The organism is Simplicispira suum, assembly GCF_003008595.1.
Lineage (GTDB): Bacteria > Pseudomonadota > Gammaproteobacteria > Burkholderiales > Burkholderiaceae_C > Simplicispira > Simplicispira suum.
Map to the genome: position 1 here is coordinate 3665598 of NZ_CP027669.1, position 25686 is coordinate 3691283.

At 65.8% G+C, this 25686-nt stretch carries 20 protein-coding genes; 8 read left to right on the top strand and 12 right to left on the bottom strand.

From position 1 onward, the window contains the following. Window positions 1-20: 20 nt before the first annotated feature. Genes C6571_RS17035 through C6571_RS17045 form a run of 3 tightly spaced genes read right to left on the bottom strand, consistent with a single transcriptional unit; the run spans window position 21 to window position 3157 of the window. The gene (locus C6571_RS17035; RefSeq protein ID WP_106447747.1) at window positions 21-326 is read right to left on the bottom strand and encodes a hypothetical protein; all 306 of its coding nucleotides are present in this window, start codon (window positions 324-326) and stop codon (window positions 21-23) included. Between the two features lie 57 nt (window positions 327-383). Continuing rightward, a complete protein-coding gene (locus C6571_RS17040; protein ID WP_106447748.1) occupies window positions 384-1751 on the bottom strand; it encodes a 3-deoxy-D-manno-octulosonic acid transferase in 1368 nt (455 codons plus the stop codon). 17 nt (window positions 1752-1768) lie between these two features. After that, window positions 1769-3157: a phosphomannomutase/phosphoglucomutase gene (locus C6571_RS17045; protein WP_106448315.1), complete on the bottom strand. Its 1389-nt coding sequence runs from the start codon at window positions 3155-3157 to the stop codon at window positions 1769-1771. Between the two features lie 142 nt (window positions 3158-3299). Between C6571_RS17045 and C6571_RS17050 the strand changes: the two genes are divergently transcribed. The 4 genes from C6571_RS17050 to C6571_RS17065 all read left to right on the top strand — a co-directional run bounded on the left by C6571_RS17050 (window position 3300) and on the right by C6571_RS17065 (window position 9437). Continuing rightward, the gene (locus C6571_RS17050; RefSeq protein ID WP_106447749.1) at window positions 3300-4832 is read left to right on the top strand and encodes a DNA-3-methyladenine glycosylase 2 family protein; all 1533 of its coding nucleotides are present in this window, start codon (window positions 3300-3302) and stop codon (window positions 4830-4832) included. Window positions 4833-4970: 138 nt separating this feature from the next. Further along, window positions 4971-5519: a methylated-DNA--[protein]-cysteine S-methyltransferase gene (locus C6571_RS17055; protein ID WP_106447750.1), complete on the top strand. Its 549-nt coding sequence runs from the start codon at window positions 4971-4973 to the stop codon at window positions 5517-5519. Next, window positions 5516-6424: a DMT family transporter gene (locus tag C6571_RS17060; RefSeq protein WP_106447751.1), complete on the top strand. Its 909-nt coding sequence runs from the start codon at window positions 5516-5518 to the stop codon at window positions 6422-6424. Before C6571_RS17055 ends, C6571_RS17060 begins: the two co-directional genes overlap by 4 nt. Before the next feature lie 85 nt (window positions 6425-6509). Then, a complete protein-coding gene (locus C6571_RS17065; RefSeq protein WP_106447752.1) occupies window positions 6510-9437 on the top strand; it encodes a bifunctional diguanylate cyclase/phosphodiesterase in 2928 nt (975 codons plus the stop codon). Window positions 9438-9496: 59 nt separating this feature from the next. Here the strand turns inward: C6571_RS17065 and C6571_RS17070 are convergent, their stop codons facing one another. The 5 genes from C6571_RS17070 to C6571_RS17090 form a co-directional block, all read right to left on the bottom strand. After that, a complete protein-coding gene (locus C6571_RS17070; RefSeq protein ID WP_106447753.1) occupies window positions 9497-11392 on the bottom strand; it encodes a propionate--CoA ligase in 1896 nt (631 codons plus the stop codon). 148 nt (window positions 11393-11540) lie between these two features. Further along, complete coding sequence (locus C6571_RS17075; protein ID WP_106447754.1) at window positions 11541-12878, bottom strand: DUF2254 domain-containing protein; 1338 nt, start codon at window positions 12876-12878, stop codon at window positions 11541-11543. A 7-nt stretch (window positions 12879-12885) separates the two neighbouring features. Then, entirely contained in the window at window positions 12886-13488 is a 603-nt protein-coding gene (locus C6571_RS17080) for an isochorismatase family protein (RefSeq protein ID WP_106447755.1), read from the bottom strand. A 63-nt stretch (window positions 13489-13551) separates the two neighbouring features. Continuing rightward, complete coding sequence (locus tag C6571_RS17085) at window positions 13552-14466, bottom strand: ribose-phosphate diphosphokinase (RefSeq protein WP_106447756.1); 915 nt, start codon at window positions 14464-14466, stop codon at window positions 13552-13554. A 2-nt stretch (window positions 14467-14468) separates the two neighbouring features. After that, window positions 14469-16031 (bottom strand): thymidine phosphorylase family protein, encoded by a 1563-nt coding sequence (locus C6571_RS17090; protein WP_106448316.1) that lies wholly within the window; start codon window positions 16029-16031, stop codon window positions 14469-14471. 202 nt (window positions 16032-16233) lie between these two features. On the opposite strand from C6571_RS17090, the gene C6571_RS17095 reads away from it, so the two are divergent. Beyond that, window positions 16234-16845 carry a C40 family peptidase gene (locus C6571_RS17095; protein WP_106448317.1) on the top strand — a complete coding sequence of 204 codons (612 nt, stop codon included), beginning with the start codon at window positions 16234-16236 and terminating at the stop codon, window positions 16843-16845. 33 nt (window positions 16846-16878) lie between these two features. Here C6571_RS17095 and C6571_RS17100 read toward each other — a convergent pair whose 3' ends face one another. Continuing rightward, complete coding sequence (locus C6571_RS17100; protein WP_106447757.1) at window positions 16879-17256, bottom strand: hypothetical protein; 378 nt, start codon at window positions 17254-17256, stop codon at window positions 16879-16881. A 150-nt stretch (window positions 17257-17406) separates the two neighbouring features. On the opposite strand from C6571_RS17100, the gene C6571_RS17105 reads away from it, so the two are divergent. After that, window positions 17407-18078, top strand: coding sequence for an adenylate/guanylate cyclase domain-containing protein (locus C6571_RS17105; protein ID WP_146139366.1), 672 nt, complete (start codon window positions 17407-17409; stop codon window positions 18076-18078). Between the two features lie 7 nt (window positions 18079-18085). Continuing rightward, window positions 18086-18613: a hypothetical protein gene (locus tag C6571_RS17110; protein ID WP_106447758.1), complete on the top strand. Its 528-nt coding sequence runs from the start codon at window positions 18086-18088 to the stop codon at window positions 18611-18613. A gap of 269 nt (window positions 18614-18882) precedes the next feature. Here the strand turns inward: C6571_RS17110 and C6571_RS17115 are convergent, their stop codons facing one another. Together C6571_RS17115 and C6571_RS17120 are read right to left on the bottom strand one after the other, a co-directional pair. Beyond that, a complete protein-coding gene (locus C6571_RS17115; protein WP_106447759.1) occupies window positions 18883-20253 on the bottom strand; it encodes a tryptophanase in 1371 nt (456 codons plus the stop codon). 183 nt (window positions 20254-20436) lie between these two features. Continuing rightward, complete coding sequence (locus C6571_RS17120) at window positions 20437-21897, bottom strand: phospholipase D-like domain-containing protein (RefSeq protein ID WP_106447760.1); 1461 nt, start codon at window positions 21895-21897, stop codon at window positions 20437-20439. A 212-nt stretch (window positions 21898-22109) separates the two neighbouring features. On the opposite strand from C6571_RS17120, the gene C6571_RS17125 reads away from it, so the two are divergent. Further along, window positions 22110-24053, top strand: a complete 1944-nt coding sequence (locus C6571_RS17125) for an SLC13 family permease (RefSeq protein WP_106447761.1) — start codon at window positions 22110-22112, stop codon at window positions 24051-24053. A 5-nt stretch (window positions 24054-24058) separates the two neighbouring features. Here the strand turns inward: C6571_RS17125 and C6571_RS17130 are convergent, their stop codons facing one another. Next, a complete protein-coding gene (locus C6571_RS17130) occupies window positions 24059-25678 on the bottom strand; it encodes a GMC family oxidoreductase (protein WP_106447762.1) in 1620 nt (539 codons plus the stop codon). Window positions 25679-25686 lie beyond the last annotated feature (8 nt).

Below are 25686 nucleotides of genomic sequence, written 5' to 3' on the forward strand. Positions count from 1 at the left end.
CGCGGACAGGCACAAGGACGCTATGGGGCATCGGGAAACAACGCCGCCCAGCAGGCCGGATCGCCTGCCAACAGGTCGAGATCGTCGGTTGTCGGCCTGTCGCACGGTTTGGCGCCAACAACATTCGCCAGGGGCGCAGCGGCGGGCGAGAAATAGGCAATCACCTCGCACTGCAAACGGCCCTCCAATTCGTGCCGGGTGAAGACAGCCATGTCTGCCGGACGACCCGATGCCAAGTACAGGGGCTCAAACTGCGCGCGCAATTGCTCCTTGGGCTCGAAAGCCAGAACTCCATCGCCCAGCGATTGGGAAAACCAGGTGGGCATGGCGAGCTTCCTTTCTCTCAGTATGTCGCTTTCGCGTGGGCAGTGTCACCCACCACACTAGCCGGCGCGCGAAGGCCGCGTTGCAAGCAATGCCTTCAAGGCGGCTGCCGTGCGCGCCGCCGCGCCCCGGTGGGCCGTGGAAAACGCCTGCGCCTGCGTGCGTCCAAGGGCAAGCCGGGCGCGGTCACTCGCCCATTGGCCTGCGGCCAACATGCCCTCGGCCATGCCGGCCACGCGCTGGGCGGCGCCTGCCGCGCAGGCCTGCTCGGCGACCTCGGCAAAGTTGAAGGTATGGGGCCCCATCACGACGGGGCAGCCACAGGCCGCAGCTTCGATCAGATTCTGACCACCGAGCGGCGCAAAGCTGCCGCCCAGCAGCGCCACATCGGCCAGGCCGTAGTACAGCGCCATTTCACCCAGGGTGTCACCCAACCAGACATCGGCATCCTGCGGCGGCTGACCCCATTGGCTGCGGCGGGCAACGCGCAGGCCGGCGCTGCTGAGCAGGGCAAAGACCTCGTCAAAGCGCTGCGGATGGCGCGGAACGATCAGCCATTGCACGCTGCCAGGCGCTGCAATTGCTTCTGTATTGATAGCTGTTAACGCTTGCCCCGCCAGCGCTGGGGTCCTATTTTTTATGAAATTTTGCAGCCACATCGCCTCCTCGCCTTCGCGGCTGCTGGCCAGCAGCAGTACCGGCCGAGCGCTGGCCGCGTGCCATTCGCGCCCCTGGGCGAGCTGGGCGGCGTCGGGTTCGGCGTCGAACTTGAGGTTGCCCAGCACGCCCTGCACGGGGGCGCCCAATTGGCGCAGGCGCTCGGCGTCGGCGTCGGTTTGCGCCCAGACAGCGTTCAGGCGACCGTAGGCTGGGCGCGAGAGGCTGGCGATGCGCAAGGCGGCCGCCAGCGATTTTTCGCTCAGGCGTGCGTTCGCCAACACCAGTGGCACGCCGCGCGCCTGGCATGCTGCAACGAGGTTCGGCCAGACCTCGGTTTCCATCAAGATGCCGGCGGCCGGATGAAACTGCCGCAGAAAGCGCTCCACCGCACCGCGCGTATCCCAGGGCTGCCAGACCTGCACGTCGCCGGGCAGAAGCAGTTTTTCGCCTTCCGCCCTCCCTGTGGCGGTGCCGTGGGTGAGCAGCAAACGCATGTCGGGCCATTGCGCACGCAGCTCGGCCAGCAAGATGCCGGCGGCGCGCGTTTCGCCCAACGAGACGGCGTGAATCCACAGAAAACTGCCCTGCCCGCTGGTGCTGCTGTGCATCATCAGGCTGTCGAGCGGCGGGGCGTAGTAACCAAAACGTTCCCCTACCGCCGTGCCATAGCCTTTCTCTGCGCGGGCGCGGCGGCGCAGTTTGCGGCGCACCAGCGGCTGGGCCAGCCAGACCAGGAGGGAGTAAAGCCAGAGCGCAGCGCTTGCCATGGTGGCTGTGTGTCCTGTCAGTGCGCCGCCGACTGCAAAGCTGCGTCCGGCTTGGCGCGGCGCAGAAGGGCGAGCATGTCCGTCTCAATGCGATGCAGCGCTTCGGGCGTCTGGCCTTCGAAGCGCAGCACCAGCACGGGCGTGGTGTTGCTGGCGCGAACCAGGCCGAAGCCGTCGGGCCAGTCCACGCGCAGGCCGTCGATGGTGTTGACGACGGCCGGCGCGGCAAAGGCGCCGTCGGCCTGGCGCTGCAGCTCGGCCGTGACGCGGTGCGGCTCGCCCTCCTCGCAGGCCACGTTCAGTTCGGGCGTGGAGTAGCTGGTGGGCAGGGCTTCGAGCACGGCGCCGGCGTCCGGGCTGCGGCTCAGGATTTCGAGCAAACGGCAGCCGGCGTAGGTGCCGTCGTCAAAGCCGTACCAGCGCTCTTTGAAGAAGATGTGCCCGCTCATCTCGCCGCCCAGCGGCGAATCCAGCTCCTTCATGCGCGCCTTGATGAGCGAGTGGCCGGTCTTGTACATCACCGGCACGCCGCCCGCTGCCTCAATGGCGGGCGCCAGGCGCTGGGTGCACTTCACGTCGAACAGGATGGGGGCGCCGGGGACGCGGGAGAGCACGTCCTGCGCAAACAGCATCATCTGGCGGTCCGGGTAGATGTTGGCGCCGCTTCGCGTCACGATGCCCAGGCGGTCGCCGTCGCCGTCAAAGGCCAGGCCCAGCTCGGCGTCGCCCGCTTGCAGTGCGGCAATCAAATCGCGCAGGTTTTCGGGCTTGCTTGGGTCGGGGTGGTGGTTGGGGAAATTGCCGTCCACTTCGGAAAACAGCTCGGTCACCTCGCAGCCCAGCGCGCGGAAGATGGCGGGAGCCGTGGCGCCGGCAATGCCGTTGCCGCTGTCGATCACAATTTTCATCGGCCGCGCCAGTTTCACATCCCCCAGAATGCGCTCGCGGTAGGCCGGCAGCACGTCGGCCTGGCCCATGCTGCCGCCGGCAGCAAGCTTCCAGCTGCGCTCTTCGATGGTGCGGCGCAGCGCCTGAATCTCTTCACCAAAGATGGCCCGGCCGGCGAGCACCATCTTGAAGCCGTTGTAGTCCTTGGGGTTGTGGCTGCCGGTGATTTGAATACCACTGCGGCACAGCGTGCTGGCGGCGAAATACAGCATGGGCGTGGTGCATAGGCCGATGTCGATCACGTCGAGGCCGGTTTCGGCCAGGCCCAGAATCAGCGCGTTCGACAGGTTGGCGCCCGAGAGGCGGCCATCGCGTCCCACGGCCACACTGCGCTCGCCGGCCTGCACGGCCGCTGTGCCAAAAGCCCGGCCCAGACAACGGGCCACTGCCTCGTTCACGGTTTCAGGAACCACGCCCCGAATGTCATAGGCTTTGAAAATGGCGGGAGACAGGAGCACGGGGTGGTCTTTCTTCGTCAATACAGCGGGGGCAAACGATTGTAGGGGCCTGCCCTGCCACACCCCTGTGACCGCCTGCCGGCCCGAATCCGCAGGTCCGAAAATGGCTAGCAGCCACCGGGCACGGCCCTATCATTGGCCCATGCCCCGCCCTTCATCCATTGCAAAGCGCAGCGTCCAGGCCCCGCCCGCCGATGCGGGCCGCTACCTCGCGCTGTGCGCCCGCGATGCACGGTTTGACGGGCAGTTTTTCACCGGCGTCACCTCCACCGGCATCTACTGCCGCCCGGTTTGCTCCGTGCGCACGCCGCGCCGCGAGAACTGCCGCTTTTTCCATCTGGCGGCGCAGGCCGAGCAGGCGGGCTTTCGCCCCTGTTTGCGTTGCCGGCCCGAGGTGGCGCCGGGCCAGTTGGCCTGGTCCACGCAGGACGCCACCGCGTTGCTGCTGCAGCACGCGCTGCGGCTCATCGCCAGCGGCGCTGAGGGCGCTGCGCCGGTGGCCCAGCTGGCGCAGCGCCTGGGCGTGAGCGACCGGCACCTGCGGCGCATCTTCGAGGCGCGCCTGGGCATTACGCCGCTGCAGTACCTGCAGACCCAGCGCCTGCTGACGGCCAAGCACCTGTTGACCGATACCACCTTGAGCGCGACCCAGGTGGCGCTGGCCAGCGGCTTTGGCAGCGTGCGGCGCTTCAACGACGCTTTTGCCCGGCAGTACCGGCTGAACCCGACGCAACTGCGCCGCAGCAGCGCTCGGCCGAGTCTGGACGGCGCAGCGACCATGCTGCTGCGCCTGGCCTACCGCCCGCCGCTCGATACCGCCGCCCTGCTGGGCTTTTTTGCTACGCGCCAGATTGCCGGCATGGAACAGGTCGATGCAAGCGACGGCGCTGCCATGCTGCGGCGTACCGTTCGCATGGGCAACGGCGATCAGGCGTGCAGTGGCTGGATCGCGCTGCGCTTTCACGCCGAGCGCTTTCACCCGGAGCGCTGCGAGCTGCTGCTGGAGACAAGTGACACGCTCGCGCCGCAGCTGGGAGCGGTGATGCGGCGCGTGCGCAGCATGCTGGACCTGGACGCCGACCCGGCGGCCATCAACGAACGCTTGCATGCGGATTTTCCCGAGGGCGACGGCCTGCGCGTGCCCGGCGCCTGGGACGGTTTCGAGATGGCCGTGCGCGCCGTGCTGGGCCAGCAAATCACGGTGGCGGCGGCGCGCACCCTGGCGGGCCGGCTGGTAGCGCGCTTTGGCGAGCCCATCACCACGCCGTGGCCAGCGCTCAGCCACCTGTTTCCCAGCGCTGCCGTGCTGGCCGCTGCGCCCGGCGAGGCGCTGGGTCAACTGGGCATCGTGCGCCAGCGCCAGGGGGCGATTGCGGCGCTGGCGCGGGCAGTCGATGCGGGCGAGCTGCGCCTGGAGCCGGGCGCCGACGTGGAGGCAACGATGTCGCAATTGCGCGCCCTGCCCGGCATTGGCGACTGGACGGCGCAGTACATCGCCATGCGCGTGCTGCGCTGGCCCGACGCTTTTCCCGCCGGCGATATGGCGCTGCAATCGGCGCTGGGCGTGCGCCAGGACCCGCGCCCGGCACGCGCTGCCGAAGCCGCTTCCGCCGCCTGGAAGCCCTGGCGCAGCTACGCCGTGGTGCGCGCCTGGGCCCGAGGAGCGGCGCCATGACAGCGCTCATTGCTATTAAAATACTAGCTGCTGACGCTTACCCAATAAGCGCTAGAGACCATTTTCATTCATAATTCGTGCGCTTTCCTGCCTGTTTGCCGCAGTCTGGCGCACCCACCACCCCGCAGGAATCTCTCCATGCATTTCCATCCTGACACCGTGCAATCCCGCGTTGAAACGCCCTTGGGCCCCGTGCGTCTGGCGGCGTCGCCTGCCGGCCTGTGCGGCCTGTGGTTTGAAGGCCAGCAGCACCAGCCGGCGCAGCTGGGCGGCGCTGGCGCCTGGCCGATGAGCGCCGATCACCCCGTGCTGCAGGCAGCAGCGGACCAACTGGGTGATTGGCTTCAGGGCGAGCGCCAGTGCTTCGATCTGCCGCTGGACCTCGCTGGCGGCACGCCGTTTCAGCAAGCAGTCTGGCGCGCACTGCTGGGCATTGCCTGGGGCCAGACGCGCAGCTACGGCCAGGTGGCGCAGCTCGCTGGCGCGCCAGCCGCCGTGCGCGCCGTGGGCGCAGCCGTGGGGCGCAACCCGATTTCGCTGGTAGTGCCCTGCCACCGCGTACTGGGCGCGGCCGGCGCCCTGACGGGCTATGCCGGAGGCCTGGAGCGCAAGCGCGCACTTTTGGAACACGAAGGCGCCTTGCCGGCCCCACGCTCTGACAGCGCGGCGATGCGCCTGGCAGCATGAGCAGCGAGGCAACGGTGCGAACGGCACCAACCTGGATGCGTGAATTCTTTCTGCTCTCCAGCCTGTGGGGCGCCTCTTTTTTGTTCATGCGGCTGGGCGCTGCCGAATTTGGCCCCTTCCCCACTGCTGGGCTGCGCGTGGCGCTGGCCACCGTGTTTCTCTGGCCGATCCTGGTGCAACAGGGTCAGTGGCCGGCCTTGCGCAAGCACTGGCGGCCGGTGCTCCTGGGCGGCCTGATCAATTCGGCCATTCCCTTTGCGCTGTATGCCTGGGCGGTGCTGCACATCACCACCGGTCTGGCGTCCATCCTGAACGCCACGGTGCCGCTGTTTGGCGCCATCGTCGCCTGGCTCTGGCTGGGCGAGCGCATTGGGCGGCTGCGCTCGCTGGGTCTGGCACTGGGCTTTTTCGGCGTGGCGCTGCTCGCCTGGCGCGCACCGGGCGGCGCCGGGGGCAAGTCGGATCTGGCTCCCTGGGCAGTCGCTGCCTGCCTGGGCGCCACCACCTGCTACGCGCTGGCGGCCAGCTATGCCAGGCGCTACCTGATGAATGTTCCACCCTTGGCCACCGCCACCGGCAGCCAGTTGGGTGCGGCCTTGTTTTTGGCCATTCCCATGGTCATGACCTGGCCAGAGCAAATGCCTGGGCTGCGCGCCTGGGCCGCCGTGGTGGCGATTGCCGTTTTGTGCACGGGCATTGCCTACATTCTGTATTTCCGTTTGATCGTGCACGCCGGCCCGAGCCGTGCACTGGCAGTCACCTTTCTGGCGCCCGTGTTTGCCGTGTTCTATGGCGTGGTGTTCCTGAGCGAAACCGTGACCCTCTGGATGCTGGGTTGTGCGCTGGTGATCATCGTGGGTACGCTGCTCTCCACAGGCCTGTTGGGGGCGCGTCGATTCCGCTAGGGCCTGTTAACACTATGCGCGGTCCCCTTGCATAGCGTTAACAGGCCCTCAACAAATCGCGCCCATCATCGCCTAAACTGCGCTCATGGCGCTCCCGCTCACCCGCACCGATCCCTTGCCTGATGCCATGCCAGGCGATGTGATGGCGGTTGACGAAGGCCGCGTGCACAACATCACCACGCTGCTCAGTTCCGAGGCCAAATTCAGCGCCATGTCTCAGGCGCTGCCCGATCCCTGTGGCATCACGCGCGTGGTCGATGGGCGCTACATCGAAGTCAACCCCGCGTTCTGCGCGCTGGTGGGCATCCCGCGCGAGCAGATTGTCGGGCGCACATCGCTTGAGCTGGAAATCTGGGACAGCCCGCAGGAACGCGAGCGCCTGCTCGAAGTGCTGGCCCGCGATGGCCGCGTCGATCAATTGAGCATGAAGGCCCGCGCGCAAGGGCGGGTTGTTCCAGGCCTGATGTCGGTGTCGCCGGTAGAGATTGATGGCGAAGACTGCATCGTGTTTGTGTTCCATGACATGACGCGCGAAAAGAGCGTTCAGGATGGGTTGCTCGCCGCCCACGCCCTGATGACGCAAGCGGGACAAATGGCCCGGCTCGGCGCCTGGGAATCGGACGAGCATGGAACAGTGATTCGCTGGAGCGATGTCTGCTGCGAAGTGCATGGCCTGCCGCCGGGAACGGCGCCGCCACTTGACTACATCGGGCAGTCCCTGACGCCGGCTTCGCAGGAGGCTTTGCGCAATGCGGCGCGCGCCTGCCTGCGCGACGGCACCGAATGGACGCTGGATCTGCAGGTCATTCGGGCCGACAACGGCCAGCTTCGCTGGATGCGTGCCCATGGCGAAGCCGTGCGCGAAGGCGGCCGAACACTGCGGATGCAGGGCGTGATGCAGGACATCGACGCTGCGCACCAGGCGGAAGAAGCGCTGCGCGAGTCGCAGCAGCGCTTTCGGCTGATCTTTCAGATGCTGCCCTACCCCATGGGCATCACCCGCTGCGCCGATGGAACCTACGTCGACGTCAACCCCGCCTGGGAATCGATGACCGGTGTCGCGCGCAGCGAAGCCATTGGCAGCACGGTGCTGGCGCTCGGCCTCTACAGCGCCGATGACCGCGCAACGGTTCTTGAGCCGGCCCTGCGCGGCGAAGAGGACACTCCCGTGGAGGCGACGCTGCGTTCGCGCGTCGGGCCGGCGCTCACGGTACAGCAGTCGACGCGCAAGATCACCCTGGGCAGCACCGAATGCTGGCTGTTCGCGCTGCACGACATCACCGACCGCAAGCGCGCCGAAAAAGCCATGCGCGAGCGCGAGGCAGTGCTCAGTCTCACGCTGGAAGCAGCGTCCGTCGGCCTGTGGGACTGCGACATCACGAATGGCCTGGTGACTGGAGACGCTCGCTGGAACCGCATGCGCGGCGTGGATCAGTCCACCGAGCAAACGGTACCGTTTGACCAGTGTGCAGGCAGCGGCGATGCCCCGCGCATGCGCGCGGAGCTCAGACGCCACGCACGCGCGCCCGCAACCAAATTTGACCTCATCACCACGGTACCCGGAGCCCTGGAAGGCCAGCGCTGGATGCGCAACCTGGGCAAGATCGTCGCCTGGGGGGACGATGGCAAGCCAAGCCGCATGCTCGGGGTCACCATCGACGTGACCGGCCAGCGCGAGCAGGAACTCCTGCTCCAGCGTCTGGCCCACTACGACGCGCTCACCGACCTCCCCAACCGCGTGCTCATGGCCCGGCAGCTTTCCGACGCCATGGAACAGGCCCGCACCAGTGGCCAGTTGCTCGGGGTGGCCTACCTTGATCTGGACGGTTTCAAACCCGTCAACGACCGCTTTGGTCACGATGCCGGGGACGAGCTGCTGCGCTGCGTCGCCCGGCGCCTGAGCGCTGCGCTGCGGCCCCAGGACTGTGTGGCGCGGCTGGGGGGCGATGAATTTGCCATTCTGTTGCCCGATCTTTCCTCCAGCGAAGATGCCCAGCGTGCGCTCGCCCGCCTCATGGAAGGCATTTCCGCGCCCTATTCGTTGCAGGGCGAAACCATAGGCGTCACGGCAAGCATTGGCTACACGCTTTTCCCCCGCGACGATGCCGACGCCGACACCTTGCTGCGCCACGCCGACCAGGCCATGTACGCCGCCAAACAGGCCGGGCGCAACCGCTTTCACGAGTTTGACGCCGCGCAGGAACGCGAAATGCTTCAGATGCGCGCCCAGATCGTGCATTTGCGCGAAGCCCTGGCGGCAGGCCAGTTCGAACTGTACCTGCAGCCCAAGGTGGACATGCGCCTGGGGACGGTGGTGGGCGCCGAAGCGCTGGCCCGCTGGAACCACCCGCAACGGGGCGTGCTCTCCCCAGGGGCCTTTTTGCCGTTCATCGAGGGGACCGAGCTGGAGACGCTGTTTGGCGCCTGGGTGGTCGACGCGGGCCTGACGCTGCTCGACGATTTCTGCAAGGCGGGGCTGCAATTCCCGCTGAGCATCAATATTGCAGCGCCGCATTTGCAGCAAAAAGACTTCGCACCCTGGATGTCGGAGCAGCTCAAGGCGCATCCGCAAGCACCGGTGCACCTGCTGGACATTGAAATCACCGAAGCCACGGCCTTGTTTCACCTGGACCGTGTGGCGCAAACCCTGCGCGAGCTGCGTGCGCTGGGCATCACGATCTCGCTGGACGATTTCGGCACCGGCTATTCGTCGCTCACCTATTTGCGCCGCCTGCCGCTCAATACGCTCAAGATCGATCAGAGCTTTGTCAGCGGCATGATGGACCAGGCGGGTGATCTGGCCATCGTCCAAGGCGTCATCGGCCTGGCGCGCTCTTTTGGCTACAAGGTGATCGCCGAAGGGGTGGAAACCGAAGACCAGGGACAGATGCTGCTGCAGATGGGCTGCGCGCAGGCCCAGGGCTATTTCATCGCCAGGCCCATGCCGGCAGCAGCCTTCCTCACCTGGCTGCACAGCTGGCAGGCGCCGGAAGCCTGGGTTCGATTAAATTAGCAGACAAATTGGCCACCAGCGCTTGATACACAAGCGCTGACAGCTATCGTTTTTGATATTCAGGCGCCGACCAGAGTGCGCACCTGCTGCAGTGCGCTCGGGTCTTCCATGGCGCTTAGGTCGCCCGGATCACGTCCCTCGGCCACGGCCTGCAGCGCGCGGCGCAGCATCTTGCCGCTGCGCGTCTTGGGCAGAGCGGTGACAAAGAACACACGTGACGGCCGCGCCACGGCGCCCAGCTGCCCATCCACCTGCTTCATCACCTCGCCTTCGAGCTTGCGGCGGGCATCGTCGTGCTCCAGGCCCGTTGCGTCGCGCGGCACGGCAAATGCCATGGCCACCTGCCCTTTGACACTGTCGGCCACGCCCACCACCGCCACTTCGGCAATGTTTGGGTGCGACGAGATCGACTCTTCAATCTCGCGCGTACCCAGGCGGTGGCCAGCCACGTTGATCACGTCGTCGGTGCGCCCGAGGATGAAGTAGTAGCCATCGGCGTCGCGGATGCCCCAGTCGAAGGTGCTGTAGATCTGCCGGCCAGGGATCGTGTTCCAGTAGGTGCTGACAAAGCGCTCGTCGTCGCGCCAGATGGTCTGCATGCAGCCCGGCGGCAGCGGCCCCTCGATGGCGACCACGCCCTTCTGGTTGGGCTCGGTCAGCTCCTCGCCCGTAGCCTCGTCGATGAGCTTGACGTTGTAGCCGTACATGGCCTTGCCGGGGCTGCCAAAACGCGTCGTCTGCTGCTCGATCCCATTGGCCAGCGTGAGGATGGGCCAGCCGGTTTCGGTCTGCCAGTAGTTGTCAATGATCGGGATTTGCAGCGCGTCACTGATCCACTGCGCCGTCGGCTCGTCCAGCGGCTCTCCGGCCAGCCACAGGGCCTTGAGGCTGGAAATGTCGTATTTCTTGAGCCAGGAGGGGTCTTGCTTCTTGAGCACGCGCACCGCCGTCGGAGCCGAGAACATGTGCGTGACCTTGTACTTCTCGACGATGCTCCACCAGATGCCCGCGTCGGGGCGCGTGGGCAGCCCCTCGTACATGATGGTCGTCATCCCCGCGACCAGCGGGCCATAGATGATGTAGCTGTGGCCCACCACCCAGCCAATGTCGCTGGTGGTAAAAAAGGTTTGCCCAGGGCGCGCCTGAAAGATGTGCTTCATGCTCGCCGCGAGCGCCACGGTATAGCCACCCGTGTCGCGCTGAACACCCTTGGGCTTTCCGGTGGTACCGCTGGTGTACAGCGTGTAGCTGATGTGTGAGGAGGCCACCCATTCGCAAGCCACCTCGGCGTCCATGTGCTGCGCGCGCAGTTCGCTCCACAAATGGTCGCGCCCGGCCTCAAGCTGCAGGGGCACCAAGCCACGGTCTACCAGCAACACCGCCTTGGGTTTGTGGCTGGCCAGGCGAATCGCTTCATCAAGCAGCGGCTTGTACGCCACGGCCTTGCCGCCGCGCGATCCGGCGTCGGCGCTGACGATCACGACAGGCTCAGCGTCGTCGATGCGAGACGCCAGTGAACCAGAAGCGAACCCGCCAAACACCACGCTGTGCACCGCACCGATGCGGGCGCAGGCCAGCATGGCGAATGCCGCTTCGGCCACCATGGGCATGTAAATCTGGACCCGGTCCCCCTTCTTGACGCCCAGCGCCAGCAGACTGGCCGCCATGCGCTGCACCTCGGTGTGGAGTTCTCGGTAGCTGTAACTGCGCTCGGTGTCGGTTTCGGTGGAAATGGCCACCAGCGCCGCCTGGTCTGGCCGGTCGGCCAGGTGGCGGTCCACTGCGTTGTGGCACAAATTGGTGGTGCCGCCGACGAACCAGTTTGCAAACGGTGGATTGCTGTAGTCGCAGACTTGCTGGGGTGGGGTTTGCCAGTCGATCAGCCGGGCCTGTGTGGCCCAGAAGTTGTCGCGCTGATCAATGGACTGGCGGTAAAACTCGGCATAACGGGTCATGAAACACTCTCCTGGGCTGGGACGAACTGCGCTGTGGCGCAGGTTTTGAATTCATAATTATTCATAACGGTCTTGCAGCAAGCTGACGCGGGCAACGTCGCTCACCCATCCGTTGGCAAACCATCGCGTCGGCACAGACTACGCCGAATCAGCGCGGCAAGCCAGCGTTTGCAGCCGCACTGGGCGCACTCTGCAGCGCAAACGCCGCCAGATCGCGCAGCACCTGCACGTCCTCGGCCAGCGTCAAAGCTTGCTCTGCGCGCGCCAGGGCCAGGCGGGCATGGTGCAGCGCCGCCGCACGCATGGCATCGTCGCCGCACAAGCCCAAGGCAAAAAAGGCCTTTTGCAGACGCACGCCCACCTCCACACTGCCCGCGCCATCACGGGCAATCGGCGTGAACGCATCGTTGAACATTTCGGCTACGTCCAGCGCAGGCACGTGCACGCGGTCAAAGCGCGGAGCGTCTTTGGCCTTCTCACCGGGCGTATTCCACAGCACAAACAGGCGCGCCAGCGTTCCGACAATGTCGATCGCCGTGCCGGGGTCGTTGACCGCAGGCGACAAAGCGCGTCCTGCGATCTCTGCCAGGACCACCAGCCCAAACCGTGGGTCGTCGTCAAACAGCCGGTCACCGCCAATGCGAAACGCGTGCACCAAGGCAGCCGGGTCCACAGGTTCCTGCAGGGCGGGGTCGCTGGTATAGAACGCCAACGCCCGCCCCGGCAAGGCAAAGGCTCCCGGCAAGGCATTGATCACCACCGTGCCCCCGACTCTTTTCGCAAAAGCCTGCAGCGCTTCCATATCAATGCGTTGCACGTAGCCCACCTCATCGGCAAATACGGCGTCGCCCGCTGGCTGGCTGTTGGGGGGGAGCAGCACGCCGCCCAGAGTCGGTGCGTCGCGCCGCCGACGCATGACTGCCGCCGTGGCGCGCTCGGCCTGGTCGACGGTGGTTCCCAGGCGCCCCAGGCGCGCGATGCGGTCCACCCAGCGCACGAAGGTAAAGATCACAAAGGCGAGCACCAGCAGCGTCAGCGAAAACAGGGTGAAGCGGCCGTTGCCCTCGAAGTACTGGTTTTTGGATGCCGTGAGGGCGACCACGCTGAAGATGAAAGCGCCAATGAAAGCGGAGAGCGCGTTTTGCGAGACGTCGTCGGAAATCACCAGTGGAAAACTGCGTGGCGTGGCCGTGTTGCTGGCCGATGAATACGCCGACACCATGGAGGCCACCGCAAACATCGCAATCGGCAGCATGCTCGCCGCCATCACCGAGAGCAGGCTTTGCACCGACTCGGTGGTGATCACGGGCAGCAGATCGCTCTCTTGGAGCTGGTCCGACAGCTTGGCCAGAAACACTGCGAACACCGAGACGATGCCGATGAACAGCGGCTTGACCCACAGGCGCTCGCGGATGCGGCGCAGCACAAAGCGCAGCGTATCGCGCGAGAACAGCGAGGAAAGCGACGCCAAGTCCGGCCCAGCCATGGGCGCCTTATTTGATGAGCGCGAGTGCTTCGCGGAACACCGGGTTTTCGCAGCTGGCCAACCACTCGAAGGCCACCATTTCGGTCGTGACCAGTTCGGCGCCAGCGCCCGCCAGGCGATCGTAGGCAGCGTCGCGGTTGCGTTCGGTGCGCGAGCTGCAGGCGTCGGTCACGACCCAGACCTCGAACTCGTCTTCCAGCAAGCCGAGCGCCGTTTGCAACAGGCAGACATGGGCCTCACAACCCGCAATGACGATGGCATTGCGCTCGGGCGCTTGCTGCGCCGCTTTCTGCAGGTGTTTGGGCAGGCTGCGTGCATTGCCCGCCGGGGGCTTGGCGGGCGGGCGAAGCCATTCGCCCAGACCTTCTTCGGCGGCGCTGAAATGCATTTTCGCAAGGGTGTCCTTGCACAGCGCGCGCAACTGGGCGTCGTTGGGGCCCAGGCGCGAGGGGTTCTGCTCGGTGCCCCAGACCGGCACGTCCATCAGTTGCGCCAGGCGCGCCAGACGCAAGGCATTGGCCAGGGTGGCCGATGCATCGTGGATGACCGGCATCAACCGCTCCTGGTAGTCCACCAGCACCAGCTGGCATTCGGAGGCATCAAGCAACATAACAAGGGTCCTTCGCGGGTTCTAACGCTCCATTGTCGCGTGTGGTGGCTGCCCCAGGCACCTTCACCAGCTCAGTTCGCCCAGCGCACGCCCCAAGGTTTGCGCCATATAAACACAGTTGCTCGGGTGTGGAACGCAGTCGGTGCTCCAGAAGGCACCCACGCCCGCAGCATGCAGCGCCGCCAGATCGGCATCGGCCAGCAGTGCATGGGTCACGGCCACGTCCACCGATGCCGCACCCGCCGCCCGCAGCAATCGGGTCGCCTCGATCAGGGTATGGCCGGTGCTGGCCACGTCATCCAGCAAAACCACGCTGCGCCCACGCAGGAACACATCGGGCAGCGTGACAGCGACCTGGCGGTCGCCGTGGCGCGTCTTGCTGCAGACGGCATACTCAAAAACATGCCGGGCGGCCGCCTGGGCCACCCACTGCGCCGATTCGGCGTCCGGCCCGAGCAGCAGCGGCGCCTCCCGCTGCGCAGCAATCCAGTCGGCCAGCAGCGGCGCGCCGCTGACCACGGCGCAGGCGCGCCCAGGAATGGCCTCGTCCAGCCGTGCAATGCGGTGCAGATGCGGGTCCACAGTGACCACAGCATCAAACAATCGCCCCAAAAACGGGCCGACGATGCGCTGGCTCACCGCTTCACCGGGTTGAAAAGCGATGTCCTGGCGCATGTAGGCCAGGTACGGCGCCACCAGGGCGAGCGATTGCACGCCCAGCGCGCGCGCAGTTTCGGCGGCCAGCAGCAGTTCGATCAGCTTTTCGTTGGGCTGGTGCAAGCTGCGCAGCAGCACGGCGCGTCGGGGCAAGCGCCCGGCGGCGTCCACGGGCAGGCGCAGCTTGATTTCTCCGTCCGGGAAGCGGTGGCGCTCGATCGCCAGGGGGCGCAGGCCCGTGGCAGCGGCCAGGCGGCCTGCGCTGCTCGCCTCATCGGCAAAGTGGAGCAGGCACGCCCCAGGTTCTTCGGGACTGTCCATGGTCAATTTTCTTCCAGGGAGGGACCGGCAGGCACTGCACCGTCGATTCGGTAGCCGCTCTCGCGCACGCAGGCCTGACGCGCAAATTCGAGGTCGGCCGGGTAGCTGGCGTGCACGCGGTAAAGGGCGGTGCCGGGCGCTACGTCGGCGCCCAGCTTGCACAACAGATCCACGCCCGCTCCCTGCGCCGTGGGTGCACCGGCAAGGCGGGCAATGCGTGCCATCTGCAGGTTGTCGATGGCGGTGACCGTTCCGGCGACAGGTGCACGCACCTCGAACTGCAAAGGACCCAACTGCGGGTGCTCAGGGTCAAACGCGCAAGCCCCTTGCGCCGCAACGATGGCCTGCATGCGCGCCAGCGCCCGGCCCGATTCGAGAATATCGCGCGCAATGGCGTAGCCGGCGCCGCCGCGCACGTCGGGGTGAAACTCGATCATGCGCCCCGCAAGGCGCAGCGATTTTTCGCGCAGATCGGTGGGCGCACGGGGGTCGCCCAGCAGTACACGCATCACGTCGCGCGCCTCCAGCACCGGGCCTACGCCGTTGCCGATCGGCTGGCTGCCATCGGTAATCACCACATCCAGCACCAGGCCCAGGCGCTGCGCCACGTATTCGAACAAGCGGCGCAATCGCTGCGCTTCGGCCGTGGAGCGCACCTTGGCGGTTGGTCCGACGGGAATGTCGAGCAGCAGGTGGGTGGAGCCCGCAGCGATCTTTTTCGACAGGATGGAGGCCACCATCTGGCCCGGCGAGTCGATGGACAGTGGCCGTTCGACGGAAATCAATACGTCGTCTGCTGGCGAGAGCTGCGCTGTGCCGCCCCACACCAGGCAGCCGCGGTGCTCACGCACAATGCTGTGCATGTCGGCCAGGGGCAGTTCGACACGGGCCAGCACCTCCATGGTGTCGGCCGTACCGGCCGGCGAGGTGATGGCACGGGACGATGTCTTGGGGCACAGCAACCCGTGCGCCGCGACGATGGGCACCACCAGCATGGAGGTGCGGTTGCCCGGAATGCCGCCAATGCAGTGCTTGTCCACCACCAGCGGCTCGTGCCAATCGAGCCGTTTGCCGCTGGCCGCCATGGCGTCGGTCAGAAAATACACCTCCTCGCGGTCAAGCTCGTCGCGCATGCAGCCGACGACAAAGGCGGTCAGTTCGATCTTGGAATAGCGCTTTTCCACAATGTCGCGCACGATGGCGCGAAAGTCGTCCTGCACCAGGCGCTCGCCGGCCAGCTTGCGAAACAGCGCGCCCATGGATGCAGGCCTTTCGGCGGGCGCCACGGCAATGCTGTGGCCCTCCGGGACATCCAGTTGCGCAAAAGCATCTTCCGACAACCCCACCTCGCCCAGTCCGACGATGCAGTCGTCGTCCACCACATTGAGCGTGGCCAGAATTCGCTGGCCATTGGCGCGCACCTCGATCTTGGAGAGCGCCTGGAAGCCTTCGGCCCGGTAGACCGCGCAGTCGCGGTGCAGGTAGGCCACGTTTTCGCGCCAGGTGTCTATGGCCACCCGGCGCAGCACAAGCAGGCTGTCGGCCTTGGAAGTCGTCGGCGGCAAGGGAGCCGCAGCGGGCTGAGGTGCGTCCAGGGAATCGGCTGCCGTCAAGTGAATGCTCCCCAAAACAAAATGCAAACAAGAGGTGAGGGCCCAAGGAATGCCCAGCGGCTCCCCAAGACAGCTTATAGCGCAGCAGCCAGTTCGCCGGTCCGTGAAAAGCGATTGGGAGAAGAAAACCGCGATCGTGTTACCCTCCGCGCCCATGCCACGTTGGATTTTTCCCCTGCTTGTCGTCGCTGCCTGCTCTCAGGCAGCGTTTGCAGCCCCCTCAGAAAGCCTTGTCGATGCCGAAGTGGCGTCTTCCCAGGCGCCATTGCCCGTTGCGGTGCAGCTGAAAAGCGAATCCGGGGTCATGCGCTCCTTCGAGCAGGCGGGTCACGACGTCGCAGACAACACCTCGGCGCTGGTGACCACCGCCATGGGATTTGTGGGTTTGCGCTATCGCCGGGGCGGCAACAGCGCAGAGACAGGATTCGACTGCAGCGGCTTCGTGCGCGCCGTCTACGAAAAAACGGCGGGCCTGGTGCTCCCTCGGCGTGCCAAGGACCAGGCCGCCAGCACCGAAGTGATCGACAAGCGCGATCTCAAGCCGGGCGATCTGGTGTTCTTCAACACCATGCGCCGTGCGTTCAGCCATGTGGGCGTGTACCTCGGCGATGGCAAATTCATTCATTCGCCCCGCACCGGGCAACAGGTGCGCGTGGAAGACATGCACGCCAGCTACTGGCAGCGGCGCTTCAATGGCGCGCGCCGCGTGGCGCTGGACGGTGACGCCATAAAACGCCTGAGCGTTGCGCAAAATTTGCGCGAATAGCCCCCGCAGGCACGGCGCCGTACGGCGCAGCGCTTACTTCGCCGGAATCACGCGAATGGTAGTGACTTCGGTACTTTCTATGCCACTGCGTATGCTGGTGGGCCGGGCATCCGGGTTGCGGCGCAGCTCTCGCGCATAAGCCATATCGTCCTTGTAGTTGGCACGCGCCTCGCGCTCGCAGTTTTTGCGATCTGCCGCCTGCTCACGGCACGCCGCCAAGGCCAGCTTGAGACCGCCACCGGCTTCCCGAATGGCGGTCTGGTAGCGCTGCTCCGGCGTGGTGTCGGGGTGTGAGCCCCGCTCCAGCGAGGCTTCGTAATTCTGGGCGACGGCAAAGCCAGGGACGGCCAGCAGGGCCGTAAAAATGAGCGGTGCGAGCCAGGTATTTCGAGTCCGTAGAGATGTCTGCATAGCGATTTCCTCATGGATCCGTGCAACCCGTGCAGAGGTGCACGGTGCTTGGGTCAGTCGGTTCAGCTTAGGTCCAAGCGCGCCCTGGCTGCTGTACGCAAGCGTCGCGCTACCATGTCGGACCGCGCCCACACAAGGCTTCTTGCTGACATGGACACCCTCCCAACCGCCAAGGCACCTGCCAAGCCGCACGACAAGGCCTACCTGCACAGCCTGCTGGCGCGGCGCAACCAGGACAGCAGTCTGCAGGCAGAAATCGACGCGGCCATCGAAGCCGCCTTTGTGCGAACGGTGTCCATGCTGGTGCTGGACATGTGCGGCTTCAGCAGCACCACGAGCCGGCTGGGGGTCATCCACTTCCTGGCCATGGTCCACCAGATGGAGCAAGCGGCCAGGCCGGCGATTCTGGGCAATGGCGGCGTCGTGATCAAACAAGAGGCCGACAACCTCTTTGCCGTGTTTACGGACCCGGTGCACGCCCTGGAGGCCGCGCTTGACATTGGCCGCGCGCTCGACGCCATGAACGCGGTGCAGCCGCCAGACAGTGCATTGCAGGTCAGCATGGGCATTGGTTTTGGCCCCACGTTGGTGATTGCCGAAAGCGATTTGTTCGGCGCGGAAATGAACCTGGCCTGCAAGCTGGGCGAAGACATTGCCGGCCCAGGGCAAATCCTTCTGACACCTGCCGCCATCGCCGCCCTGCCCTCGGCGCAATACCGCTTTCACGAAATTTCTCCGACCATTGGCGCGGGAGCGCAGATGGCTTTCGAATTTGAAGCCCGCTTGGTGAAGAAACCGCTGGGCAGCTCTGGCCTGAGATGATCGCGCCATGCCACGCATCTTCCCTTCCCTTCGCCCCACCCCAGCGCCTCCACCCGAATCCGCACCGAACGCCGCCGTGGACGCTGCCGCCCGCCGCGCCCGCAAGCTGCTCAACCGCCGCGCCATCGTGGCGGCGGTGGCCAGCACGGTTCCGGTGCCCGGCCTGGATTGGGCGGTGGACGCTGCCCTGCTGTCCCGCTTGCTGCCGCAGATCAGCGCCGAGTTTGGGCTGACGCCTGAGCAACTCGATGCGCTCGACCCGCACAAGCGCGAGCAGGTGCAAAAGGCCGTCGCCATGGTGGGCTCGGTGTTGATTGGCAAGTTCATCACCCGCGATCTGGCGCTCAAGGCGGTGCGCACCGCGGGAATGCGCATGACCACCAAGCAGTTGAGCAAATACGTGCCACTGGCCGGCCAGGCGGTGTCGGCCGCCCTGGGCTATGCCACCCTGCGTTTTCTGGGCGAGCAACACATCCGCGACTGCATTGCGGTGGCCGAGGCGGCGCAACTCAGGCTGCCGCCACCCGCCCTCTGATCGCTATTTATTTTGTAGCTTATAACGCTTATGGACAAAGCGATAGCGCCATTTTTGACATAACTTTTCGGTTACGCAGAGCGTGGGCTTCCTGCGGGGCGGGAGCCGGGCGCGCACCCGGCCGCCGCCCTTTGTGATAGTCCCGAATGCGTTGGGATGAGGGGTCGGCAAGGAGGTCCGACCCGCGCTCTCATCCTTGTCTGTCGCCCACTCTGAAACAGGTACAGACTCGGCGTTTGGCCCAGACTCTTAGCCCATGGCAGCCCGGTTCAAGCCCACGCACACTCGCAAGTGAAGTGGCGCAAAAACTCCGGCTGCTTGACGATCTTGACGCCGCGAATGCTGGCCGCTTTCTCTTTCACCTCGGCAATCACCTCGGCCGCGTAGTCGAAGTGCGACTGGGTGTACATGCGGCGCGGGAACGCCAGGCGCACCAGCTCCATGTTGTGAAAAGTCTCGGTGCCGTCCTGCAGACGCTTGCCGAACATCACCGAGCCGATCTCCACGCCGCGAATGCCGCCCTCCAGGTACAGCGCGTTGCACAGCGCCCAGGCCGGGTAATGCGCCACGGGCATGTCGGGCAGCACGGTTTTGGCGTCGATATAGACGGCGTGGCCGCCGGTGGGCTTGACGAAGCCCACGCCCGCTGCGTCAAGCCGCTCGCCCAGGTATTCGGCGGTGCGCAGGCGGTAGCGCAGGTAGTCTTCGTCCATGCCCTCTTCCAGGCCGACGGCCATGGCTTCGAGGTCGCGCCCGGCGAGACCTCCGTAGGTAGGGAAGCCCTCCATCATGATCAGGCCGTTGCGCACGCCGTCCATCCACTCGTCACTGCGCAGCACGATGAAGCCGCCAATGTTGACCATGGCGTCCTTCTTGGCGCTCATGGTGGCGCCGTCGCAGTACGAGAACATTTCTTGCACGATTTCGCGGATGGGGGTGTTCTCATAGCCCGGCTCGCGCATCTTGATGAACATGGCGTTTTCCGAGAAACGGCACACGTCCATGATGAAGGGCTTGCCGTACTTTTTGAGCAGCTTGGAATACGCGCGGATGTTTTCCATCGACACCGGCTGGCCGCCGCCGGTGTTGTTGGTCACGGTGAGCATGCCAAACGGGATACGTGCGCCGTCTTTTTGCAGCACCGCTTCGGCGCGCGCCAGGTCGATGTTTCCCTTGAAAGGGTAGATCAGTGCGGGCTGCAGGCCCTCTGGAATGACCAGGTCCACGGCTTCGATGCCAAGGTATTCGAGGTTGGCGCGCGTGGTGTCGAAGTGGCAGTTGTTGGGCACCAGATCGCCTTTTTTGCACACCGCCGTGAACAGCACCTTCTCGGCCGCGCGGCCCTGGTGCGTGGGCACGAAGTGCTGCATGCCGGTGATGTCCTGAATGACTTTTTCCAGCCGGTAAAAGCTGCGCGCGCCAGCGTAGCTCTCGTCGCCTTCCATGATGGCGCCCCACTGCTTGCTCGACATGGCGCCGGTTCCCGAATCGGTCAGCCAGTCGAGCAGCACGTCTTCGGCGCGCAGCTTGAAGACGTTCAGGTGCGCGGCCGCAAGCAGCTGCTCGCGCTGCTCGCGCGTCGTCATGCGGATGGGCTCGATGCTCTTGATGCGGAAGGGTTCAATGAGGGTTTTGGGCATGGTGGTCTTTGGCCGAAATGAATGAGTGGCGCAAAGTTATCACCGGGGTTTGGGGCGTGGTGTCGGTTAAAAGCAACTACCGCCATGCTTTCCATGCCTTGTCCGATGGGCCGGTATATTTCATGTCAAATCGGCCTCCAGCGCTTATTCAGAATGCGTAACTAGCTATCTATTCAATAGCAATCACAGGTACGGAGACAGCAGCCACACAGCCCGATTGCGCAGCCGCGCAGGCAAGCGCTGGCGAGCCAGTTCATCGGCATCAAGCGGCGTCGCGTGGACGATGCGGGTGTCGATCAGCGGATCGAGCGCACGCACCAGTTCAGCGTCGTGGCATTCAATGTTGTATTCAAAATTGAGCCGCAAACTGCGCGCGTCCCAGTTGGTGGAACCGATCAGCGCCCAGGCGCCGTCCACCACCAACAGCTTGGCGTGGTCAAACGGCGCGGGCGTCAAGTAGATGCGGCAGCCGGCGGCGAGCAGTTCGTCGAACTGCGGGCGCATCGCCCAATCCAGCAGCGGCAGGTTGCTGCGCACCGGCAGCACGATGTCCACCGCCACGCCGCGCAGCGCGGTGGTTTGCAGGGTGCTGAGAATCACCTCGTCGGGCAAAAAATACGGCGTGACAACACGCACCCGCTGCCGCGCCGCCGCCAGCGCGCCCAACATCACCTGGCGCATGTGGTCCATGTCGGCATCGGGGCCATCGGTCACGCCGCGCGCCAGCACCGAACCGCTGGACTGTGGAACGGCAAACCAGGGCGCGCCATGCAAGCGCTCGCGCGTGGTGAACGCCCAGTCGGTAGCGAAAGCACGCTGCATGTCGGTCACCACCGGCCCGCGCACCTCGAAATGCAGGCAGTGCACTGGAGTGGCCGGCTGCATGCGGATCCAGTGGTTGGCGCTGATGTTCATGCCGCCGGTGAACCCCACCGCGCCGTCCACCACCAGAATCTTTCGGTGGTTGCGCAGGTTCACCTGCGAGAGCACGCGTGTGAACGAAGGCGGCAGGAACGACGCGCACGGAATGTCCAGCGCGCGCAGACGCCGAAGTACCCCGGTAGGCCGGTAGCGCGATCCCACGGCGTCGATCAGCACGCGCACCTGCACGCCCCGCGCCTGGGCGCTCGCAAGCGCCTGCACAAAGGCTTCGCCCACCGCGTCGTTGTGGAAGATGTAGGTCAGCAAAGTCACGGACTGCCTGGCGGCGTTGATGGCCGAAAGCATTGCCGGGTAGGCCGTGTCGCCATCGGACAGGGGCAGCACGCTGTTGCCCGCCAGCAGGGGCTTGCCCGTCACCTGCCGGGCCACGCGCGCCACACCGCCCAGCGGGGCATCCACGGCTTCGTCGGGGACCGCAAAGGCTTCGGCCAGGTCGCCTTCGCTTTGCCAGGCCTCGCGCAGCCCCAGCGCCACCCCGGTGCGCCCAATGCGGTTGATGCCCAGCAGCCAGTACGCCAGCGCACCACCGAACGGCGCTAGCCAGGCCAGGCCGATCCAGCCCACCGCAGTGTGCACTTCGTCCTTTTTCATCAGCGCGTGCAGCGTGACGGCCATGGCGAGTGCTATGTGCACGGAGGAAATCAGCCACAGCGCAAAGCCATGCAGCAGTTGCAGCAACAGCGTGGGCAAGCTCGATTCCATGCGGCGATGGTAGGCGAGCGCGAGCGGGTCGGGAATGACCGTGCGAAGGCAATGATCGGGGCGTGGCCTCCCCCACGAGGGCCGCCGGGTGTCGGATACTCTGCGCAGGCCCGCGCTCGTGCGGCTCCCGTCTGCTCTCAACAGTCCACCATGCGCCATTTCTTTCTCAGGCCCACGCCCCCTGCCCCCGCCCACACGGTGGGCCGCGCAGCATGAGTGCGGCGCAATGGACCATTCTGGCCATTCTCGCGGCCACGGTCGCCATGTTCGTCTGGGGGCGCTGGCGGCACGACATGGTGGCCATGGCCGCCCTGCTGGCCTGTGTGCTGGCCGGCTTGCTGCCCGCGAGTAGCGCCTTTACCGGGTTCGGCCATCCCGCCGTGATCACGGTGGCCTGTGTGCTGGTGCTCAGTCGGGGCTTGCAGACCTCTGGGCTGGTGGACTTGCTGGCGCGCCGCGTGCTGCCAGCCAAGGCGGGCGTGGGCAGCAGTCTGGTGGCGCTGATCGGCCTGGGCGCCCTGCTTTCGGGCTTCATGAACAACGTTGGGGCCATGGCACTGCTCATGCCGGTGGCGGTGCGCCTGGCCGAGCGGCTGCAGCTCGCTCCGGGGCAAGTGCTGATGCCACTGGCCTTCGGCACCATTTTGGGGGGCATGACCACGCTCATCGGCACGCCGCCCAACCTCATCGTCGCCGGTTTTCGCCAGGAGCAGGGCATGGGGAGTTTTGGCATGTTCGACTTCACGCCGGTCGGCCTGAGCGTGGCCCTTGCCGGCGTGCTGTTGATTGCCTTCATCGGCTGGCGACTGGTGCCCGTGCGCAAGCAGGCGGGCATGGAGGGTTTTGACACCGGCGCCTACCTCACCGAAGTGCGCGTGCCCAAGGGAAGCTCCTCGGTCGGCCAGACCCTGAACGCACTGGAGATCGCGCTGGACAAGGCCGGCACCCAGGTGGTCGGGCTGGTGCGAAACGAGGTGCGTGTGCTCGCGCCCAGCCCCTGGCGCCACGTGGTTGCAGACGATATTTTGGTGATCGAAGCCGACGCTGAGGCCTTGCCTCAATTGCTTGCCGTGCTGGAATTGCGGCTGGAAGAATCTCGGCGGCCGGAGTCGGACCCAGAAGCCGAGTCAGAACCTGAGGCAAGCGACGCACCGGCTGACAATGCCGCATCTCCCGATGCCGCCCCAGCCGAAACGCCCGCAAAGCCCGGCCAGCCGGCAAAGGCGAGCGCGCCGCCTTCGACCGACGCAGCCGATCCCGAGGAAACCGCCCCGGCAGCAGAAAGCTCGCGCAACAAGTCGGATATCCGGCTGGTGGAGCTGGTGATCCGTCCGGGCTCAGGCCTGGAAGGCCGCTCCGCCAGCGACTTGCTTCTGCGCACCCGCTACGGCCTCAACCTGCTCGCTGTCTCGCGCCAGGGCCAGCGCGCGCGCGCCCGGTTGCGCGCCATGCCCTTGCATGCGGGCGACCTGCTGCTGATGCAGGGGCCATTCGAAACCATTGCCGAATTTGCCTCCGACAACGGCTGTGTCCCTCTGGCCGAGCGCAAGCTGCACATTCCCAGCCCGCGCAAGGCCTGGCAGGCGGGCAGCATCATGGTGGCGGCCGTGGCGGCGGCGGCGCTGGGCTGGCTGCCAGCAGCCATCGCGTTCGCCATGGCCGTGCTGGCGTCGATGGCTTTGCGCACGGTGTCGCCGCGTGCCGTCTACGAAGCCGTGGACTGGCCTGTGGTCGTTCTGCTGGCGGCCCTGATGCCGGTGGCGGGCGCCATGGAAACCACGGGCACAGCCGATTTGATCGCCCGCTTCATGCTCGACCATTTGGCCCAGGGCCATGCCGTGCTCGGTCTGGGCCTGATCCTGGTGGTCACCATGTTCCTGTCGGACCTGATGAACAACGCCGCCACGGCAGCGGTGATGTGTCCCATTGCCCTGGGCACCGCCAGTGCGCTTGGCGCCAGTGCAGACCCTTTCCTGATGGCGGTGGCGATTGGTGCTTCCTGCGCCTTTCTCACACCCATCGGACACCAGAACAACACCTTGATCCTGGGCCCTGGGGGCTTTCGGTTTGGCGACTACTGGCGCCTGGGCCTGCCGCTGGAGGTGCTGGTGGTGGCCATCAGCATGCCGGTGCTGCTGATGGTCTGGCCCTTGTAGCCCTGCTACGCCAAGGCCTCGGACGCACCCGTCAGACGTTTGGCCAAGCCCTGCCCCAGCCGGTTGGTGATGCCGTAAATCGAAAGCTGCGGGTTGGCGCCCACGCTGGTAGGAAACACCGAGCCGTCGTGCACCGACAGGTTCTCGATCTGCCAGTGCACCCCGTTCGGGCGCACCACGCCCAGCGCCTCGCTGCCCGCCAGGCCGCAGCCGCCCATGACGTGGGCGCTGACCACCTTGGTAAGCAGCGGTTTCATGGCCAAGGCTTCAATGGCGCTTTTCGCTTCGGCCCAGGACCGGTAGGGCCGCGCCATTTCATGCACTGGCAGCACCTCTTGCGCGCCCGCAGCAAACTGGATCTCGGCCATGGCCAGCAGCGCGCGGCGCGCGCCTTCCATCACGAAGTCGGTCAGCGGGTAGTCGAGCACTGCCGAGCCGTCGCCGCGCAGCTGAACGCGGCCTCCGGGCGCCTCGGGATGAAAACCATCGCGCAGCAGGGCGAGCAGCACATGGGTATGCGGGAATTTGGTCAGCAGATCGGCCTGCGCCTGGCCATAGCCCGGCAGCGTGGTCGCCAGGATGACCGGATGCAGCGGGGGCGACTCCAGTTTGAAACCCATGGGGCCGTCGATGGGCTGGGTGTCCATGAAATGGTCGGTGTAGAGCGACTGCGGCGCGCCCGCCCAGCCCTCCACCTTTTGCGCCAGCACGGCGGCCGACATGACCACCGGGTGCAGGAAAGTACGCGTCCCCAGGCGGCCATGCGGGTCCGGTGCCTTGGAGCGCATCAGCACGGCGGGCGAGTTGATGGCGCCGCCTGCCAGCACGAAATGCTTGGCCACGATGGTCGTTGCAGGCTGGCCCGCATCCACAGGCGCGCCGTTCGGCTGCACCGCAATGCAGCGCAGCGACTGCACCTTGCCGCCCGCGAGCACCAGTTGCTCGGCGCGTGCTTCCACCAAAAGCGTGGCGCCCAGGTCCAGCGCCGCCGGAATGGTGGTCACCAGCATCGACTGCTTGGCGTTGGTCGGGCAGCCCATGCCACAGGAACCCAGGTTCCAGCAACCCTTGACGTTGCGGGAGATGGCGGCCGAAGGAATGCCCAGCTTGTCGGCCCCGCGCCGCAGCAGCTCATTGTTCTCGTTGGGCGCCATCAACCAGGGCGAGATGTTCAGGCGCCGCTCGGCCTGCTCGAAGTACGGCGCCAGGGCCTCGCGGCCAAAATCGTCCAAACCAAAATGCTGCTCCCAGTAGCGCAGCGTGGGCTCGGGCGTGCGAAAAGAGCTGGTCCAGTTCACCGTGGTGGAGCCGCCCACGCAGCGGCCTTGCAGAATGGAAATGCCTTTGTCGGCGGTCTTGCGGCTGGCGCTTTCCTGGTAGAGCGTGGGGTAGGCTTCGGATTCGCGCTGTCGGAAGTCGCTGCTGCTTTTGAGCGGCCCTTCTTCGACGATGACAACATCCAGGCCCGCGCGCGTCAGCAGTTCGGCGGTGATCCCCGCGCCGGCGCCCGAACCCACAATGGCCACGTCGCAGCTGATTTTTTCAGGCAGCGGGCCGTGCGCGCCGCCCAGCACCTTCCAGCCGCGCTCCAGCCCGGCGCGGATCGGATCGGGAAAATTGCTCATGAATTGGT